16 protein-coding genes are annotated in these 16,318 nt (G+C 66.6%); 5 read left to right on the forward strand and 11 right to left on the reverse strand.

Annotated features, from left to right (window positions below; genetic code table 11):
- Positions 1 to 768 (forward strand): LytR/AlgR family response regulator transcription factor, encoded by a 768-nt coding sequence (locus ACUJB0_RS01620; RefSeq protein WP_444843673.1) that lies wholly within the window; start codon positions 1 to 3, stop codon positions 766 to 768.
- Here the strand turns inward: ACUJB0_RS01620 and ACUJB0_RS01625 are convergent.
- The 7 genes from ACUJB0_RS01625 to ACUJB0_RS01655 are packed head-to-tail and all read right to left on the reverse strand — an operon-like array spanning position 765 to position 7,095.
- Complete coding sequence (locus ACUJB0_RS01625) at positions 765 to 1,898, reverse strand: ABC transporter permease (protein WP_444843674.1); 1,134 nt, start codon at positions 1,896 to 1,898, stop codon at positions 765 to 767. The genes ACUJB0_RS01620 and ACUJB0_RS01625 overlap by 4 nt on opposite strands.
- 7 nt (positions 1,899 to 1,905) lie before the next feature.
- Positions 1,906 to 3,042 carry an ABC transporter permease gene (locus tag ACUJB0_RS01630; protein ID WP_444843675.1) on the reverse strand — a complete coding sequence of 379 codons (1,137 nt, stop codon included), beginning with the start codon at positions 3,040 to 3,042 and terminating at the stop codon, positions 1,906 to 1,908.
- Positions 3,039 to 3,821 (reverse strand): ABC transporter ATP-binding protein, encoded by a 783-nt coding sequence (locus ACUJB0_RS01635; protein ID WP_444843676.1) that lies wholly within the window; start codon positions 3,819 to 3,821, stop codon positions 3,039 to 3,041. Before ACUJB0_RS01635 ends, ACUJB0_RS01630 begins: the two co-directional genes overlap by 4 nt.
- Positions 3,818 to 4,771 (reverse strand): ABC transporter ATP-binding protein, encoded by a 954-nt coding sequence (locus ACUJB0_RS01640; protein WP_444843677.1) that lies wholly within the window; start codon positions 4,769 to 4,771, stop codon positions 3,818 to 3,820. Before ACUJB0_RS01640 ends, ACUJB0_RS01635 begins: the two co-directional genes overlap by 4 nt.
- Positions 4,768 to 5,772, reverse strand: coding sequence for an HlyD family secretion protein (locus ACUJB0_RS01645; RefSeq protein WP_444843678.1), 1,005 nt, complete (start codon positions 5,770 to 5,772; stop codon positions 4,768 to 4,770). The genes ACUJB0_RS01640 and ACUJB0_RS01645 overlap by 4 nt, the downstream gene beginning before the upstream one ends.
- The gene (locus tag ACUJB0_RS01650) at positions 5,769 to 6,245 is read right to left on the reverse strand and encodes a pyridoxamine 5'-phosphate oxidase family protein (protein ID WP_444843679.1); all 477 of its coding nucleotides are present in this window, start codon (positions 6,243 to 6,245) and stop codon (positions 5,769 to 5,771) included. Before ACUJB0_RS01650 ends, ACUJB0_RS01645 begins: the two co-directional genes overlap by 4 nt.
- A gap of 10 nt (positions 6,246 to 6,255) precedes the next feature.
- Positions 6,256 to 7,095 (reverse strand): universal stress protein, encoded by an 840-nt coding sequence (locus ACUJB0_RS01655; protein ID WP_444843680.1) that lies wholly within the window; start codon positions 7,093 to 7,095, stop codon positions 6,256 to 6,258.
- Between the two features lie 202 nt (positions 7,096 to 7,297).
- Between ACUJB0_RS01655 and ACUJB0_RS01660 the strand changes: the two genes are divergently transcribed.
- Positions 7,298 to 7,498, forward strand: coding sequence for a YgaP family membrane protein (locus ACUJB0_RS01660; protein ID WP_444843681.1), 201 nt, complete (start codon positions 7,298 to 7,300; stop codon positions 7,496 to 7,498).
- An 18-nt stretch (positions 7,499 to 7,516) separates the two neighbouring features.
- On the opposite strand, the gene ACUJB0_RS01665 is transcribed toward ACUJB0_RS01660, so the two are convergent.
- Both ACUJB0_RS01665 and ACUJB0_RS01670 read right to left on the reverse strand, forming a co-directional pair.
- On the reverse strand, positions 7,517 to 8,164 hold the full coding sequence (locus ACUJB0_RS01665; protein ID WP_444843682.1) for a polysaccharide deacetylase family protein: 648 nt from the start codon (positions 8,162 to 8,164) through the stop codon (positions 7,517 to 7,519).
- Positions 8,165 to 8,313: 149 nt separating this feature from the next.
- Positions 8,314 to 8,574, reverse strand: coding sequence for a CBS domain-containing protein (locus ACUJB0_RS01670; protein WP_444843683.1), 261 nt, complete (start codon positions 8,572 to 8,574; stop codon positions 8,314 to 8,316).
- Between the two features lie 361 nt (positions 8,575 to 8,935).
- Between ACUJB0_RS01670 and phbB the strand changes: the two genes are divergently transcribed.
- Genes phbB through ftsH form a run of 3 tightly spaced genes read left to right on the forward strand, consistent with a single transcriptional unit; the run spans position 8,936 to position 12,042 of the window.
- Positions 8,936 to 9,661, forward strand: coding sequence for an acetoacetyl-CoA reductase (gene phbB / locus ACUJB0_RS01675; RefSeq protein WP_444843684.1), 726 nt, complete (start codon positions 8,936 to 8,938; stop codon positions 9,659 to 9,661).
- 24 nt (positions 9,662 to 9,685) lie between these two features.
- Positions 9,686 to 10,144: a universal stress protein gene (locus ACUJB0_RS01680; protein WP_444843685.1), complete on the forward strand. Its 459-nt coding sequence runs from the start codon at positions 9,686 to 9,688 to the stop codon at positions 10,142 to 10,144.
- Between the two features lie 5 nt (positions 10,145 to 10,149).
- Positions 10,150 to 12,042 (forward strand): ATP-dependent zinc metalloprotease FtsH, encoded by a 1,893-nt coding sequence (gene ftsH, locus ACUJB0_RS01685; protein WP_444844220.1) that lies wholly within the window; start codon positions 10,150 to 10,152, stop codon positions 12,040 to 12,042.
- 11 nt (positions 12,043 to 12,053) lie between these two features.
- On the opposite strand, the gene fdhF is transcribed toward ftsH, so the two are convergent.
- Positions 12,054 to 14,717: a formate dehydrogenase subunit alpha gene (gene fdhF / locus ACUJB0_RS01690; protein ID WP_444843686.1), complete on the reverse strand. Its 2,664-nt coding sequence runs from the start codon at positions 14,715 to 14,717 to the stop codon at positions 12,054 to 12,056.
- Complete coding sequence (locus ACUJB0_RS01695; RefSeq protein WP_444843687.1) at positions 14,705 to 15,889, reverse strand: NADH-ubiquinone oxidoreductase-F iron-sulfur binding region domain-containing protein; 1,185 nt, start codon at positions 15,887 to 15,889, stop codon at positions 14,705 to 14,707. Before ACUJB0_RS01695 ends, fdhF begins: the two co-directional genes overlap by 13 nt.
- Positions 15,890 to 16,318 lie beyond the last annotated feature (429 nt).

A 16,318-nucleotide genomic window follows, 5' to 3' on the forward strand; every position in this document is an offset into this window, starting at 1 on the left:
ATGACTTTTAAAATTCTGATTGTGGACGACGAGGCGCACGCGCGCACCAATTTACGGCTGGCGCTTGCGCCGCTGGCCGAATGGGAGGTGGCGGGCGAATGCGCGAGCGCGGCCAGTGCCCGCGACTTTCTGCAAACGGACGAGGTGGACCTGATCCTGCTGGATGTGCAGATGCCGCAAGAGTCCGGGCTGGAAATGGCGCGCTCGCTGAGCCAGCGGGAACTGCCGCCGCTGATCGTATTCGCGACCGCGCACCGAGGGCATGCGCTCGATGCCTTCGATGTCCATGCCTTGGACTATATCGTCAAGCCCGTCAGCGAGCCGCGCCTGCATCAAGCGATTGCCCGCGCCAGGGTATTGCTGGAACAACGCGCCACGTATGCCCGCGCCTTGCGCCAGTTTACCGATCCCGCCCCCGGGTTCTGGCGCGAATTGATCGTCAGGTCGGTCGGGCGGATGGACCGGGTCGCCTTGCAGGACGTGCGCTGGATCGAGACCGCCGGCAATTATGTTGAACTGCATCTGGCGCACCATACATTAATGCACCGTACGACGCTCACTGAACTGGTCAAATACCTGGATCCGGATGAATTCTTGCGCATACATCGCCGCATACTGGTGCGGCGCGATCAGGTACTCGGATTGCGCCAGACACCAGAGCGAACCGACGTGGTGGCGTTGCGCTGTGGTCAACAGCTTCCTGTCAGTGAAAGCTACTGGCCCGCGGTCAAGTCGACATTAGGCCGCAGGAGCATCGCACCAGCCTAATCGAGCGATTTGCGGAAACGCAGCACGGCGATCAGCAGCAAGCCGCCGCCCAAGGCCAGCAGGCTGGTCATCTGCGGCCACAGCACATCCAGTCCCACCCCCTTGATATACGTGCCGCGCACAATCACCAGGAAGTAGCGCAAGGGGTCGAGCCAGGTCAGGTATTGCAGCGCCTCGGGCATGCTGCTGATCGGGAAGCTGAAGCCGGACAGGATGAACATCGGATTGAGGACGAAGAAGTTGGAGGCGAAGGCTTGCTGTTGGGTCTTGCACAGGGTGGAAATCAGCAGGCCGATGGCCAGTGCGCTCAGCAGGAACAGGCTGGTCCCGAGCAGCAGCACCAGTGGATTGCCCTTGAAAGGAACGCCGAACCACAAGGTGCCCAGCACCGCGATCAGCGTGACCTGCACCAGCCCGATCAGGAAGAACGGCAGGCATTTGCCGACGATGAATTCGAACGGACGGATCGGCGTCACCAGCAGCTGCTCCAGCGTGCCCACTTCGCGCTCGCGTACGATGGCGAAGGCGGTCAGGTTGACGATGGTGATCAGGGTCAGGGTGCCGATCACGCCGGGCACGAAGAACCAGCGGCTGTTCAGGTTAGGGTTGTACCAGTAGCGTTCCACCATCTCGGCAGCGGCCAGCGGCTGCCCTTGCAGCTTGCCGCTGCGCTGGCCCAGGTCGAGCGCCACCGACTGGCCGAAGGCTCCCGCGATCTGGCCCACGTAGCCCAGCGCGATCAGGGCGGTGTTGGAATTGGTGCCGTCGACCAGCAGCTGCAGCGGCGCGGTCTGGCCCTTGTTCAGCAGTGCCGAAAAGCCGGGCGGCACCACCACGGCGATCTGCGCCCGGTTGCTTTCGATGATGTCGCGCGCGTCCGCCTGGCGGCTGGCGATGGCGGTCACCTTGAAGCGGCCGGTGCTGGTGAAGGCGCTGACCAGGGCGCGGCTGGCCTGGCTGTGATCCAGGTCCAGCACCGCCGTCGAGATGTTGAAGATCTCGAAGGTGGCGGCGTAACCGAACAGCAGCATCTGGATCAGGGGCGGGATCAGCAGGCGGAAGCGGGCCGATTTGTCGCGCCGCAGTTCGCGGAATTCCTTGATCAGCAGTTCGAGTATGCGGCGCAGCATGATGGTATCAATCCAGCGTTTTGCGGAAGGCGCGCGCCGCCAGCCACACGATGGCGGCCGCGTACAGCAGCAGGCAGGCGATCGGCGCCGCCAGCTCGGCGGCGCTGGAACCCTTGAGGAAGGTGGCCTTGAGGATCTGTACGTAGTAGCGCGCGCTGACCAGATAGGTCACGCCGCGCACCGCCAGCGGCATCTGTTCGATGGGGAAGGCAAAGCCGGACAGCAGGGTGGTGGGCAGCATGGTCAGGATCAGGGCCACCTGGCTGGCGCCGACCTGGCCGCGGATCGCCACCGAGACGTAGTAGCCGATGCACAGCACCACCACCAGGAACAGGCTGGTCGTCACGAACAGGGTGGACAGCGCGCCACGGAACGGGACCTCGAACCAGAACACGGCCAGGACCAGGCAGATCGCGGCGTCGGCCATGCCGACCACGAAGTAGGGCAGCAGCTTGCCGATCATCAGTTCCATGGGCCGCACCGGGGTCGAGATCAGCAACTCCATGGTGCCGCGCTCCCATTCGCGGGCGATGGTGAGCGCCGTCAGCTGGGCGCCGACGATGGCCATCACCAGCGCCACGATGCCGGGCACGATGTAGTTGCGGCTGACCAGATCCTCGTTGTACCAGACCCGCGCCTCGCTGCCCACTGGCGTGGTGGTCTGCAGGTGGCCGCCGCGCTGCTGCACGGAGCGCAGCTGGATATCGACCGAGTAGCCGGAGATCACGGCGCGCGCGTAGTTGGCGGCGATGTTGGCGGTGTTGGAGTCGGTGCCGTCCACCAGCACCTGCAGCGGCGCTTTGCCGCTGCCGTTGACGGTCTTGGAAAAATCCGGCGGGATGACCAGGGCGATGCGGCAGCCGCCATCGTCCAGGCTGCGCGTGACCTGCGTGTAATTCGCCGCCACCCGCGCCACGTCGAAATAGGGCGAGGCGGTGAAGCGCTTCACGATGGCCTGCGATGGCTGGCTGGCTTCCCGGTCCAGCACGCACAACGGAATGTGCTTGATGTCGAGGCTGATGCCATAGCCCAGCATGAACATCTGCATCACCGGGATCAGCAGGGCGATCATCAGGCTGCGCGGGTCGCGCACGATCTGCAGCGCCTCCTTGACGGCGATGGCGCGGATGCGGCGCAGCCTCATGGCGCGCCCCCGGCCGCGCTGGCTTGCACCAGGCGTACGAAGCTGTCTTCCAGCGTGGGCTCCGCATCGCGCGCGGCGACCTCCTGGTCCGCCATCGCCAGCTGCTTCAGTTCGCGCGGCGTGCCCAGCGCGATCAGGCGGCCGCGGTTGATCAGCGCGATGCGGTTGCAGTATTCCGCCTCGTCCATGTAGTGGGTCGAGACCAGGACGCTGACGCCTTCGCCGCCCAGGGTCTGGATCAGGTCCCAGAAGCGGCGGCGCGAGACCGGATCGACACCGGAGGTCGGCTCGTCCAGAAACAGGATGCGCGGGCGGTGCAGGATGGCCGCGCCCAGCGCCAGGCGCTGTTTCCAGCCGCCGGCCAGGGTGCGCACCAGCGCTGTCTCGCGCCCGTTCAGGCCCGCCATCTCCACCGCGAAGCGCACCCGCTGCGCCATCTGCTGGCGCGGCACGCCGTACACGCCGCCGAAGAAGCGCAGGTTCTCTTCCACGCTCATGTCGTTGTAGAGCGAGAAGCGCTGCGACATGTAGCCGATGCGCGCGCGCACCGCTTCCGGGTCGCGCGCGACGTCGATGCCGGCCACCAGGGCGCGTCCGGCCCCGGGGCGCAGCAGGCCGCACAGGATGCGGATCAGGGTGGACTTGCCGGCGCCGTTGGGGCCCAGGAAGCCCATCACCTCGCCCGGCGCCACGCTGAAGCCAACGCCGTCGAGCGCGGTGAACGCGCCAAAGCGCTTGCCCAGGCCTTCCACCACGATCTGCGGCGCGGCGCCGTTCATGCGGCCGTCCGCTCGGCGGGTGCGGCCAGCGCGGCGACAAACAGGTCTTCCACCGTGGGCGCCACTTCCCGGATGCGCTCGACCGTCACGCCCGCGCCGCGCAGCCGTTCCTCCATCTGCGGCATGCGCCCGCGCTGGTCCAGATGGATGTGGGCGCCGATGCCGACCACCAGCACGCCCAGTACACCGGGCAGGCCGGCCAGCGCGTCGCGCACGGCGCGGGGCTGGGGCGACAGCACCTCCACGATCAGGCCCGGCATGCGCGCCTTGAGGGCGGCCGGGGTGTCGCTCATCAGGACCGCGCCTTCGCTCATCAGCGCCAGGCGGTCGCAGCGCTCGGCCTCGTCCAGGTAGGCGGTGGCGATCAGGATGGCCACGCCCTCCGCGCGCAGGCCGTACAGCAGCTGCCAGAATTCGCGCCGCGAGACCGGATCGACGCCGGTGGTGGGTTCGTCCAACAGCAGGATGCGCGGGGTATGGACCAGGGAGCAGGTCAGCCCGACCTTCTGCTTCATGCCGCCGGACAGCTTGCCCACCAGCCGGCCGCGGAACTCGGTCAGGCCGCAGGCGGCCAACATCTGGTCGGCGCGCGCGCGCCAGGTGCGGCGCTCGACCTCGAACAGGTCGGCGTAAAAACGGATGTTCTCGTCGACGGTAAGGTCCTCGTACAGGCCGAAGCGCTGCGGCATGTAGCTCAGGTGGCGCCTGGCGCGCTCCGGATCGGCGCCGACGTCGACGCCATCGATCACGATGCTGCCGCCGTCCGGACGCAGCACGCCGGCCAGCATACGCACCACGGTGGTCTTGCCGGCGCCGTCGGGCCCCACCAGGCCGAAGATCTCGCCGGCACGCACGCCGAGCGCCAGCCGGTTCACCACCGTACCGGCGCCGAAGCGCTTGCACAGGCCGGCGACCTGGATCAGGTTGCCGGGGACGGGGGCGGGATTCATGGCTGGCCGGCTGTCGCCAGCTCGATGCGGGCGTCGGCCGGCATGCCGGGTAGCAGTTCGTGGGCCGGATTGTCCAGATCGATCTTCAGGCGGTACACCAGCGTGACGCGCTCGGCGTGGGTTTCCACGCTCTTCGGGGTGAACTCGGCCTTGGCGGCGATGAAGGAGACGCGGCCCCGGTAATGCTTGCCGGGCCGGCTGTCGGTGGTGACCGAGACGGCCTGGCCCAGCTTGACCTTGCCCAGGTCGGTCTCGTTGGCGTAGGCGCGCAGCCACACGTGTTGCAGGTCGGCGATGGTGAGCACCGGCGTGCCGGGCACCGCCACTTCGCCCAGTTCGGCCTGGCGCACCGTGATCACGCCGTCAAACGGGGCCCGCAGCACGGTGTAGCCGCGCACGATGCGCGCCAGCCGCGCCACTTCCTCGCCGCTCTGGACACCGGCCTGGGCGGTCTTGACGTTGTGCGCCGCCACCGCGCGCAAGGCCTGGTCGCGTGCCAGCGCGGCCTGCGCCACATGCAGCGCGGTGTTGCTCTGGTCCAGCGCGGACGGCGAGACAAAGCCTTGCCGCGCCAGTTCCTGGGCGCGGCGCTGGTCGAGCCGGCGCTGCGCCAGTTCGGTCTCGTCGAGGGCGATGGTTTTGCCGGCCGCCGCCAGGTTCTGGCGCGCGGTATCGGCCTGTTGCTGCTGCAGCGCGCGGTTGGCGTCGGCGATGGCGATCTGCTGCTGGTAGTCGGCGTCATCCAGCACCGCCAGCGTGGCGCCCTTGGCCACCCACTGGCCTTCGTTGAACGGCAGCGCCACGATGCGCGATTGCACGGTCTTGAAACCGAGGACGCTTTCGTGGGCCTCGATGTTGCCGGACAGCGTCAGCGCGTTCGTTGCGCTGGCGGTCCGGCCCTCGATAGCGGAGTAGCGCCAGGCCAGACCGGAGGCGGCGGCGGTCAACAGGACCGCCAGCACGATCCAGCGCCATTTGCGGCCCGGCGGAGCGGTGCTCATGGCGTTATCCGGTAGAGGTCGGTATGGCCGAAGCCGCGGGTGTAGTCCAGCACCGAGATCACTTCCGGCTCGATGCGCAACAGCGCCATATTGCCGGCCCAGGGCTGGGGGCCAGGTTCGCTCATCATTTGGCGCAGCTGGGGAAAGCGGGCCGTCATCAGGGCGGCGGCATGTTGAATCTCGGCGTCGCCGTCCACCACCGTGGCGCGGCCGGCCAGCGACAGGCCCCGAATGTGCTGCCAGTCCGCGTAGGGCAGGGTGATCGCCAGCGACACCTTGTCGTTATGACGGATATTGCGCATCTTCTGGCTGTCCAGTCCGACCCCGATGTAGAGGGTCAGGCCGTCATGCGCGAAGCTGACCGTGGTGGCCTGGGGATAGCCGTCCGGGCGGATGGTGGCCAGGGTCAGGTCCGGTTGTCCGGCCATGATGGCCAGCACGTCGGCGCGGGCGGTTGCGGTCAGGGCTTCCATGGCGCCTCCGTCAGTGCACCATCAGGACCGGCAGCGTCATGCCGCGCAGGATGTCGCGCGTGGCGCCGCCCATGATGATTTCGCGCAGCCGGGAGTGGCCGTAGCAGCCCATCACCAGCAAATCGGCCTGGATCTCGCTGGCCAGCGAGAGCAGGGCCTCGCCCACCGGTCCCTGGGTCTGGCGCTGCACCACTTCCACCTGGACGCCGTGGCGGGCCAGGAAGGTCGCCATGTCGGCGCCGGGCAGTTCGCCGTGGGCGCCCCAGGTTTCCTCGCCATTGAACACGGCCAGCGTGACTTGCCGGGCTCGCTTCAGCAGGGGCAGCGCGGCATGGATGGCGCGCGCCGCTTCCGGGCTGCCGTTCCAGGCCAGCAGGGGATGGCGGCCCAGTTCCCCGGCGCCGCCGGCGTAGGGCACCACCAGCACCGGTTGGCCGCAGTGGAGTATCACGTACTGCAGGGCGCTGTCCGGCATATAGGGGGTCTGCTCCGGGCCGCCGGGCTGGCGCAGCACCAGCAGGTCGGCATAGCGCGCCTGCATCAGCAATTCCATATCGGGCAAGCCGTCAATGCGGCGGGTTTCAAACGAGCCCACGCCCAGATGCTCGACGCGCTTGGCAAACGCGGCCAGGCTGGCGTCGGCGCGGGTGGTCAGCGTGGTCAGGTCGGCGGGCAGGATCACCACACCGGGCGCGGCGGCATTGCACTGGTAGATCATCTGGTCCACCCCGCTCATGGAGACGCCGACCAGGTGGGCTTGTTCCGCAATGGCGATCTGGGCCGCGACAGTGGCGCAGGACGATGTCGCATCGGCGGCATCGGCCTGCACCAGGATGGTCTTGTAGCACATGGCGTTCTCCTTATCGGGGATAGGTAGTGCGTACCATCGTAAGGATCTGACGCAAGGATTTGTATGATCCAAATCAAAATCCCTGCGAGTTGGGAGCTCAACCGGCGCCTGGGGGCAATTTGATTTGGGACAAATACTTTTCAAATCGCGCTATGCATACTGAACTTGCTTAGAGCTAAATCAACCCGTCAAGGAGAACATCATGAGTATCGTAAGCAATGTCGGCACGGTGGACCGTGCACTGCGCCTGGCGTTGGGGATCGGACTGATCGCCGCCACGCTGCTGGGCTATATCGGGGTGTGGGGTTGGATCGGCGTCGTGCCTTTACTGACGGCGCTCTTCAGTTTCTGTCCGCTGTACCGCATCTTCTCGTTCTCGTCGGTAGACAGCCACATGGAATAGACGGGAATCGGCGCCCGCTCAGGGCGCGCATTCCGGTCCATGGGCCAGCCTGGCCAGCAAACCCTTGACACCGACCGCGTCGACGATCAGATGGCGCGGCAGCGCGAAGGGTGAATCGGTGCTGGTGGCGTTGCGGTTGCCCAATGCGAAGGCGGCACTGTAGCCAGCCTCACGGGCTTGCGCTTCCAGTTCTGCATCGACAATGCCGAATGGCCAGGCCAGGTAGCGTGCTTCGGCATGCAGCTGTTGGCGCAGCAACTCGCGCGGACGGGTGAGTTGCATCGTGACGAAGCGCCGGTAGTCGGCGGCGCCCAGCCGCGCGCGCTCGTGGCGGAAGTTCGGATGCCACTGGGTATGCGAGCCAATCTCGATATTGCCGCCGGCTTGCATGGCGCGTAGCTGATCCCAGTCCAGGGCGTAGCTGGCGCGGCCGATGGCGCTAGGATAAATGAACAGGGTCAGCGGGAGATGTTCCCGCTGTGCCAAGGGATAGAGCTCGCTGTACACGGAGCGGTGGCCGTCATCGACCGTGATGGCCACCAGATTGCCGGCGCGCTGCTGCCGTGTGGCCAGCGCCGCCACCAGGTCGGACAGCGGCACGATGCGGTAGCCGTGGGCGCGCAGCTGCGCGATCTGGGCCGCGAAGACTGCGGTGGTCGTGGTCATGCTGTCCGCCGCGGTGGGACCGAAGCGGTGATACACCAGAATACCGCAGGTGCCGGTGTTGCCGGACAACGGCCACAATAGCGCCAACCACAGGAACGCCCGCCACGCCCGCTGCCTCACCACCGCTTTCCGCCTTCCAACAGGCGCCTTCAAACGCGCACCTTGTTCTCGTGCCCATTGGCGGTGCGCGTGATCTTGACGAACAAATCCAGCTCCTCCACCGCCACCTTCACATGGTGCTTGCGCATCAGTTCGGCGGCATCCCTGAGCGGTGTGTCTTCCACGGTGTGGACGACAGAACAGGTGCATACCGCTCCTACATTGTATTTGCTGGTCATGGCTATCTCGGTGGGTTGAGTGATCTGGCGAGTGTAGGCGGGCCGCTGCGACATCTCAATGATCAGGGTCAAGTGGCGTCAATTCGCCTTGTGTTAGCGGTCCCGCCGTTCCGGGAGCAGTTTCCACCCCAGTTGCTCGCGGATGCGGTCCGGTGTCAGCGGGGTGTTGTCTGTCGTGTTCATGTCCGTCTCCTTGTCTGGATTTGCTTCAGTATTCGCCGGCGGGGCGGGTGTGGCAATGACGGAAACCTACCTTGCTGCGTAGGGGTTTCCTGACATCTTCTGGGCTTGGCGGAGTTGCGCTCTAAATTGATACAGATCATAGATTGCACGATGACTGCGGCGCTAAGATGAATAAGTCTGATTGGACTCAAGGAGAGTGGTCATGCAGGGTACAGGCACATTGAATGGCGGAGCGGATGGTGGAGGCAATATGCAACGCATCGCACTTGTTACCGGCGGCACGCGCGGCATCGGCGCCGCCATTGCACGCCGTCTGGCGGCCAGCGGTTGCCAGGTGGCCGCCGTCTATCACGGCAATGAAGTGGCCGCGACGGCGTTCCATAGGGAGACCGGCATCCGGATCTACCGCTGGGACGTGGCCGATTACGAAGCCTGCGCGGCCGGCGTGGCCGCCGTCACGCGCGATCTGGGCGGCACGGTGGACATCCTGGTCAACAACGCCGGCATCACGCGCGACACCATGCTGCACAAGATGTCGCCGCAGCAGTGGAACGAGGTGATCGCCAGCGACCTGGGTTCCTGCTTCAACATGTGCCGCGCCGTGATCGGACCGATGCGTGAAAAGGGCTTCGGCCGCATCGTCGGCATCTCTTCGGTCAACGGCCAGCGCGGCCAGCTGGGGCAGACCAACTATGCGGCGGCCAAGGCGGGCATGCTGGGCTTTACCAAGGCGCTGGCGCTGGAGTCGGCGGCCAAGGGCATCACGGTGAACGCGGTGGCGCCGGGCTATATCGCGACTGACATGGTGGCCGCAGTGCCGGACGAGGTGCTGAAGAAGATCGTGGCCCAGATCCCGGTCGGGCGGCTCGGGCAGCCGGAGGAGGTGGCGCGCCTGGTGCGGTTCCTGGTCAGTGACGAGGCCGGGTACATCACCGGCGCCACCTTCAGCGCCAACGGCGGACAGTACATGGCGTAGCCATTACACTTTCGGGAGCCTGCCATGGGTCAACATATCTTGTTGCCGACCGACGGATCCGCGCTGTCGCGCAAGACGATAGACGCCGCGATGGCGCTGGCCAAGCGGCTGGGCGCGCGCGTCCACGGCCTGTACGTGGTGCCCTTGCTGCATCCGGATTATCTGGATGCCTTTGCTTATCGTGATCCCGGGTTCGTTCAGCGCCAGAAGGCATTGTTCGAGCACTTCGCCGACGAGTACCTGGCCGTGGTGCGCGATGCGGCACAGACCGCCGGCGTGCCTTGCGTCTGCAGCAAGGCGTATGGCGCCGATCCGGCGGTGTGCATCGTCTCTTCCGCGCACCAGTTCGCCTGCGACATGATCTACATGGCGTCGCACGGCTGGAGCGAGGACCAGCCGCTGGGCAGTGTCACCGCCAAGGTGCTGCGCCTGAGCCATGTTCCGGTGGTGGTGTACAAACCGGCACCGGCGGAGCGGGGTTGAGCACGATGAGCGAGCATGAGCGAGTCCATGCCGGCTGGCGCTACAGCATCTGGTACTGGGTGCTGGGCCTGGCGCTGCTGGTCGCCGCGCTGAGCCTGATCGATTCGCTTTCGGTGCGGCAGCTCAGCTACAGCGAATTCAAACAATTGCTGCGTGCACGGCAGCTGGCGGACCTGAGCGTGTCCGAGCAGACCATCAGCGGCGCGTTCGTGGGCGGGCGGCTGGACACGCTGCTGCCGGCGGACAGGGCGCGGGCGCTGAAGTGTACCGCACAGCAGCGCTGCGCGTTTCAGGCGGTGCGGGTGAGCGACCCTGGACTGGTGCAGGAACTGGAACAGGCCGGGGTGGAGTTCACCGGACTGCAGAAGAACGAGTGGTTCAGCAACCTGTTGTGGTGGAGCCTGCCGCTGGTGCTGATGTTCTGGTGGTCGGACCGCTTGCGAAAAGGGGGGCTGGGCGCGGCCGATGGCGTGCTGGGCATCGGCCGCAGCAAGGCGCGCGTGTACAGCGCCTCGACCTCGGGCGTCACCTTTGCCGACGTGGCGGGGATAGGCGAAGCCAAGGAGGAGCTGATGGAACTGGTCGAGTTCCTGCGCAACCCGGACCGCTATCGACAGCTGGGCGCGAAGATTCCGAAGGGCGTGCTGATCGTGGGCGCGCCCGGCACCGGCAAGACCTTGCTGGCCAAGGCCGTGGCGGGTGAAGCGGGGGTGCCGTTCTTTTCCATCAGCGGCTCGGAATTCGTGGAGATGTTCGTCGGCGTGGGCGCGGCGCGCGTGCGCGACCTGTTCCGCCAGGCCGAGAGCAAGGCACCCAGCATCATCTTCATCGACGAGCTGGACGCGCTGGGACGGGCGCGCGGCATCGGCGGCGTGCTGGGCGGTTCCAATGAACAGGAGCAGACCCTCAACCAGCTGCTGGTGGAGATGGATGGCTTCGATACCAACAAGGGCGTGATCATCCTGGCCGCCACCAACCGGCCGGAGATCCTCGATCCGGCGCTGCTGCGGCCGGGCCGCTTCGACCGCCATATCGCGCTCGACCGGCCGGACCTGGGCGGACGGCGGCAGATCCTGGAGGTGCACCTGAAGACGGTCAAGCCGGGACCGGATGTCGACCTGGCGGCGCTGGCGGCGCGCACGGCGGGCTTTGCCGGCGCCGACCTGGCCAACCTGGTCAACGAGGCCGCGTTGCTGGCGGGCCGCAAGCGCAAGCAGCTGGTCGGGATGTGCGACTTTGACGAAGCCATCGAGCGCGTGCTGGCCGGCCTGGAAAAGAAGACCCGCGTCATGAACGCGACCGAGAAACAGGCGGTGGCCTACCACGAGGCCGGCCACGCGCTGGTGGCGGAATCACGGCCGCACGCGGACCGTGTGGCGCGCATCTCGATCATCCCGCGCGGGATCGCGGCGCTGGGCTATACCCGGCAGCAGCCGACCGAGGACCGCTATCTGCTGCGCAAGAGCGAGCTGCTGGACCGGCTGGATGTGATGCTGGGTGGCCGGCTGGCGGAAGAACTGGTATTTGGCGACATTTCCACCGGTGCGCAGAACGATCTGCAACTGGCCACCGATCTGGCGCGCCATATGGTGATGCAGTACGGGATGAGCGACGGCGTCGGAATGGTGACGCTGGAGCAGCCGTCAGGCGCCGGCGGATATCCCGGTTTACCCAACGGCCATGCGGCGTACAGCGAGCATACGGCGCGCCTGATCGATGCCGAAGTGCGGGCGCTGCTGGACGCCGCCGCCGGCAGGGTGCGCGATTCGCTGGCGGCGCGTCGCGAGCAGCTTGACGTGCTGGCGCAAGCGTTGCTGGAGCGGGAAACGCTGGACCGCGCCGCCATCGATGGCTTGCTGGCGCCGCGCACCGGCGGACCGAGGCTGGTGCAGAGCTGATCAAAAGGCTGCTAACTGCCGCCGCGGCTGCGCTCCACCCGCACCGCCGTGACCTTGTAGTCCGGCGTATGCACCTGGCGGTCGCGATGGGGCGAGGTGAGGCGATTGACCAGCAAGTCGGCGCGATGGAAGCTGGTGAATAGTTCGCCAGGCTTGACACGTTCGCATACATGCAGCGGCAAGACCGCGCTGCCGTAGCGGCTGGTCACGCGCACCGGCTCGCCGTCCTGCAAACCGAGCCGGCTTGCGTCGTTTTGCGTCATGTCCAGCACATCGGCGGGGCGCAAGGCGGCGTTGGGCGTGCGGTAGGACATGGTCCCCGCATTGAAGTGCTCCAGCACGCGGCCGGTCGTCAGGAGCAGGGGATAGTCGCTGTCGCATTGTTCGGCCGGCGCCAGCGCGGGGATGCAGGCCAGCGCCGCGCGCGGCCCATGTGCAAACTGGCCCGTGTGCAGCACGGGAGTGCCAGGATGCTGTTCGCTGGGACAGGGCCAGTGGATGCTTTCGCTTTCCAGCCGCGCATACGACAGGCCGGCGCCTGCGGGCCACACAGCGCGCACCTCATCCCAGATCGCCTGCGGGCCGTCGAATTCGAAGCCCGAGGCGTGTCCCATGCGGCGCGCAAGCTGCTGGATGATCCACCAGTCCGGACGCGCATCACCGGGCGCCTGGACCGCTTGCCGGATACGCTGCACGCGCCGGTCCGAATTCATGAAGGTGCCGTCCTTCTCGAACACGCTGGCGGCAGGTAGAAACACGTGGCCGAATTCGCGTGCCGTCTCGTTCATAAACAGGTCCTGGACGACGACCAGCTCCATCTGCCGCAGCGACTGCCCGCTACGGTTGGCGTTGGCCAGCGACAGATAGATGTCGTAGCCGATGACCCACATGGCCTTGAATCGGCCGGACGCCGCCGCATCCATCATTTCCAGCAGGTCCATGCCTTGGCTGGCGGGTAGCGGCGCCTGCCACACCGCCTCGAAGCGGTCCCGCGCCTGCGGGATCGGCTGCGCGCCGGTCAACGAATGCGGCTCGCAGCCCATCTGCGCGGAGCCCTGCACGTTGTTCTGCCCGCGCAGGGGATTGATGCCGCTGCCTGGCCGTCCCAGGTTGCCGGTCAAGAGCGCCAGATTAATCAGGGCCATGACGCCTTCCGTACCCTGCACGTGTTCCGTGGTGCCCAGGCCGTGGAAGCACATGGCGGGCTTCCCGCCGGCATACATGCGGGCGGCGGCGCGTATCATTTCCGCCGACACCCCGCAGGTATCGGCCACGGCTTCCGGCGTGAAGTCGCGCACGAAATCCGCGTAGGCGTCGAAGCCGTCAACCCGCTGCTCGATGAACTGCGGATCGGTCAGGCCTTCCTCGACGATGACGGCCGCCATCGCGTTGAGCAACGCGATGTTGTGGCCGGGGCGCAGCGGCAGATGCAGTGCTGCATAGTCCGCCAGCTCGATGCGGCGCGGGTCGATGACGATCAGGAGGGCGCCGTTACGCGCGGCCTGCTTGATGCGGGCCCCCACGATGGGATGGTTTTCGGTGGGATTGCAGCCGCAGAGCAGGATCACCTCCGCGCGTTCGATGTCATCGAAGGTGTTGGTGGCCGCGCCGGTGCCCAGCATGGTCTTGAGGGCTTTGGCCGATGGCGTGTGGCACACGCGTGCACAGCAATCGACGTTGTTGGTGCCCAGGACCACGCGCGCAAATTTCTGCGCCAGGTAGTTCTCCTCGTTGCTGGCGCGGGCCGATCCCAGCACGCCCAGGGCGTCGGGCCCGTGCTGGTCGCGCAGCGCCGACAGCCGGGCCGCCACGAAGTCCAACGCTTCATCCCAGGAGACACGGCGCCAGCCTTCGCCGTCGCGCAGAAGCGGCGTCGTGATACGGTCTGGGGCATGCGTGAATTCGTGGGCGTAACGGCCCTTGACGCACAGGTGGCCGTGATTGACCGGACTGTCCGCGGGCCGAACCTGGATCACACGCCCGTCGCGGCTGCCGACCTCCATCTGGCAGCCGACGCCGCAATAGACGCAGGTGCTGCGGGTCCAGTGCTCCGGCGCCGGCTTGCTGCGCTTATCGGACAACGCGCCGCTCGGGCAGGCATCGGCGCAAGCGCCGCAGGCGACGCAGCCGCTTTCGTTCAGGGTGGCGCCCTCGGGCGCGACGCGGGTCTGCTCGCCGCGTCCCCAGGCCTGCCAGATGAACTGGCCTTGCACCTCGTCGCAGATGCGTACGCAGCGCATGCAATCGATGCAGCGATCCATATCCACACCCAGATATGGATGGCTGTCGTCATGGAACAGCGCCGCGCGCGGCTGCCCGCCCGGTGCCACGCCGTATTCGGCCAGCAGGCGGTGAAAGGAATGCTGCGGCTCGAGGGCGACGGCGTCCGCCGGATAGTGCGCGGCCAGCAGCGACAGATTGGTCCGGCGCAGCGCGCGCAGGGCAGGGGTGTCGGTGCGGATCGCCATGTCGTCGGCCGCCGGTGTGCCGCAGCTGACAACCGGGCGCGCCTGGCCATCCACTTCCACCAGGCACAGACGGCATGCGCCGCTTGGTTGCAGGCGAGGGTCATGGCATAGCGCCGGCACGGCGCGGCCGGTGGCGTGCAGGGCCTGCAAAATGGTGCTGCCCTCGTCGCACGTGCAGGCCACGCCATCGATGGTTATATGTAGCATTTGGCCAGCTCCCCGGGATAGTGGCGTTCGATCGCGCGCGCGAATTCCGCCAGGCCGCGGCCATGGCCGCATAAGCTGGCTTGCTCGAGCGCGTCCAGCAGCGCGTGCCAGCGCTGGCGGTCGAATCGTCCACCGCACACGGCGCCGGCCAGCATGCGCTCCACTTCGGCGCTGCCATGGCTGCAGGGTGTGCACTTTCCGCACGATTCCAAGGCGCCAAAGCGGAACACCTCGGACGCCAGTTCGGCGATGGTGGTGTCGTCGGCGAAAGCGATGATTCCCCCGTGGCCGACAGCGCAACCGAGGCGCTGCATGGCTTCATGTTCGAATGGCGTGTCCAGCAGAGCTGGCGGCACCAGTCCGGCCAGAGGCCCGCCCACCATCACGCCCAACAGCCGGCCCTGCCGAAGTCCACCGCCTATGTTTTCAACGATGTGGCGCAGCGGCGTGCCGAATTCCACTTCATAGAGCCCGGGATTCCGGAACAGCGAATTGAGGGAAACCAGCTTGGTTCCCGGACTGTCCGCCGTGCCAAGCGTCTTGTAGCGGTTGGCGCCATGGGCGATGATCCATGGCACGGCGCACAGTGTCTCGACGTTGTGCACCAACGTCGGCATGCCATGCAGGCCATGCGAGCTGACTTGGGGAGGGCGCAGCCGCACTTCTGGACGCTTGCCCTCGATGGAGTTGAGCATGGCCGTCTCTTCGCCGCACACATAGCTGCCCTGGCCGATGTGCAGCTCCAGCGTCAGTGGCGAGGCTGTGCCGGGCAACACCAGCCAGTTCGCGTCGTGGGCTTGCTGGATGGCGGATGCCAGCGCGGCCTGCGCCTGCGGGTATTCCTTGCGCAGATAGATGATGGCGCGTGCGGCGCCCACCGCTTGGGCGGCAATCAGGATTCCTTCCAGCAGCAGGAAGGGATCGTCCTCCATCAGCATGCGGTCGCTGAATGCGCCGGGATCGCCTTCATCCGCGTTGACGATCACGTATTTGCATGGCGCGCTGACGGCTGCCACGGCCTCCCACTTGCGGCCGGCGGGGAAGCCGGCGCCACCGCGTCCGCGCAGGCCGGATCCGGCTATGCAGCGTCGCAACCCGGCTGCTGTTATGGTCTGTGCCCGGCGCACGCCAGCGCCGCCACCCAGCGCGAGATAAGCGTCGAGATCGGTCACCGGCCGCTGCGCAATCCGTGATAGCAGTACGGCTTCGCGCGAATGTATCGCTATCGCAGGGCGGCTGTTGGAGCCTGGCGTTGCCGGCGCCTCGTAACAGTGGCCCAGGCAATACAGCGCCGGCTCGCGCTCATGCGCATGTCGCCAGCGTTGCGGCGCGCTGTGCCGGGCTGCGAAGCAGGCCAGTCCGCGACAGCCGTGCAATGCCAACGGGACATGGGGCAGGTGATAGAAACTATCGGCTACCCGGCTCATTTTGTGTCGATCCTGGGTGTGGCCCGACGTTCCGAGCGATGGGTGAACGTGAGATAGTCGACCATGGCTGGCTATTTTTCATCTGGGGATGGCGCTGCCAGTTGGGCTGGACATATTGGCCTCCTGATTTCTTGGCTCCTCGCTCAGTATATGGCAGATTTACGCGAGTCTGCC

This window comes from Duganella caerulea, from assembly GCF_040362985.1.
Classification (GTDB): domain Bacteria; phylum Pseudomonadota; class Gammaproteobacteria; order Burkholderiales; family Burkholderiaceae_D; genus Rugamonas; species Rugamonas vulcania.

Coding starts and splice junctions, on each gene's coding strand:
- ACUJB0_RS01620 (WP_444843673.1), top strand. CDS start 1: ATGACTTTTAAAATTCTGATTGTGGACGACGAGGCGCACGCGCGCACC.
- ACUJB0_RS01625 (WP_444843674.1), bottom strand. CDS start 1,898: ATGCTGCGCCGCATACTCGAACTGCTGATCAAGGAATTCCGCGAACTG.
- ACUJB0_RS01630 (WP_444843675.1), bottom strand. CDS start 3,042: ATGAGGCTGCGCCGCATCCGCGCCATCGCCGTCAAGGAGGCGCTGCAG.
- ACUJB0_RS01635 (WP_444843676.1), bottom strand. CDS start 3,821: ATGAACGGCGCCGCGCCGCAGATCGTGGTGGAAGGCCTGGGCAAGCGC.
- ACUJB0_RS01640 (WP_444843677.1), bottom strand. CDS start 4,771: ATGAATCCCGCCCCCGTCCCCGGCAACCTGATCCAGGTCGCCGGCCTG.
- ACUJB0_RS01645 (WP_444843678.1), bottom strand. CDS start 5,772: ATGAGCACCGCTCCGCCGGGCCGCAAATGGCGCTGGATCGTGCTGGCG.
- ACUJB0_RS01650 (WP_444843679.1), bottom strand. CDS start 6,245: ATGGAAGCCCTGACCGCAACCGCCCGCGCCGACGTGCTGGCCATCATG.
- ACUJB0_RS01655 (WP_444843680.1), bottom strand. CDS start 7,095: ATGTGCTACAAGACCATCCTGGTGCAGGCCGATGCCGCCGATGCGACA.
- ACUJB0_RS01660 (WP_444843681.1), top strand. CDS start 7,298: ATGAGTATCGTAAGCAATGTCGGCACGGTGGACCGTGCACTGCGCCTG.
- ACUJB0_RS01665 (WP_444843682.1), bottom strand. CDS start 8,164: ATGACCACGACCACCGCAGTCTTCGCGGCCCAGATCGCGCAGCTGCGC.
- phbB (WP_444843684.1), top strand. CDS start 8,936: ATGCAACGCATCGCACTTGTTACCGGCGGCACGCGCGGCATCGGCGCC.
- ACUJB0_RS01680 (WP_444843685.1), top strand. CDS start 9,686: ATGGGTCAACATATCTTGTTGCCGACCGACGGATCCGCGCTGTCGCGC.
- ftsH (WP_444844220.1), top strand. CDS start 10,150: ATGAGCGAGCATGAGCGAGTCCATGCCGGCTGGCGCTACAGCATCTGG.
- fdhF (WP_444843686.1), bottom strand. CDS start 14,717: ATGCTACATATAACCATCGATGGCGTGGCCTGCACGTGCGACGAGGGC.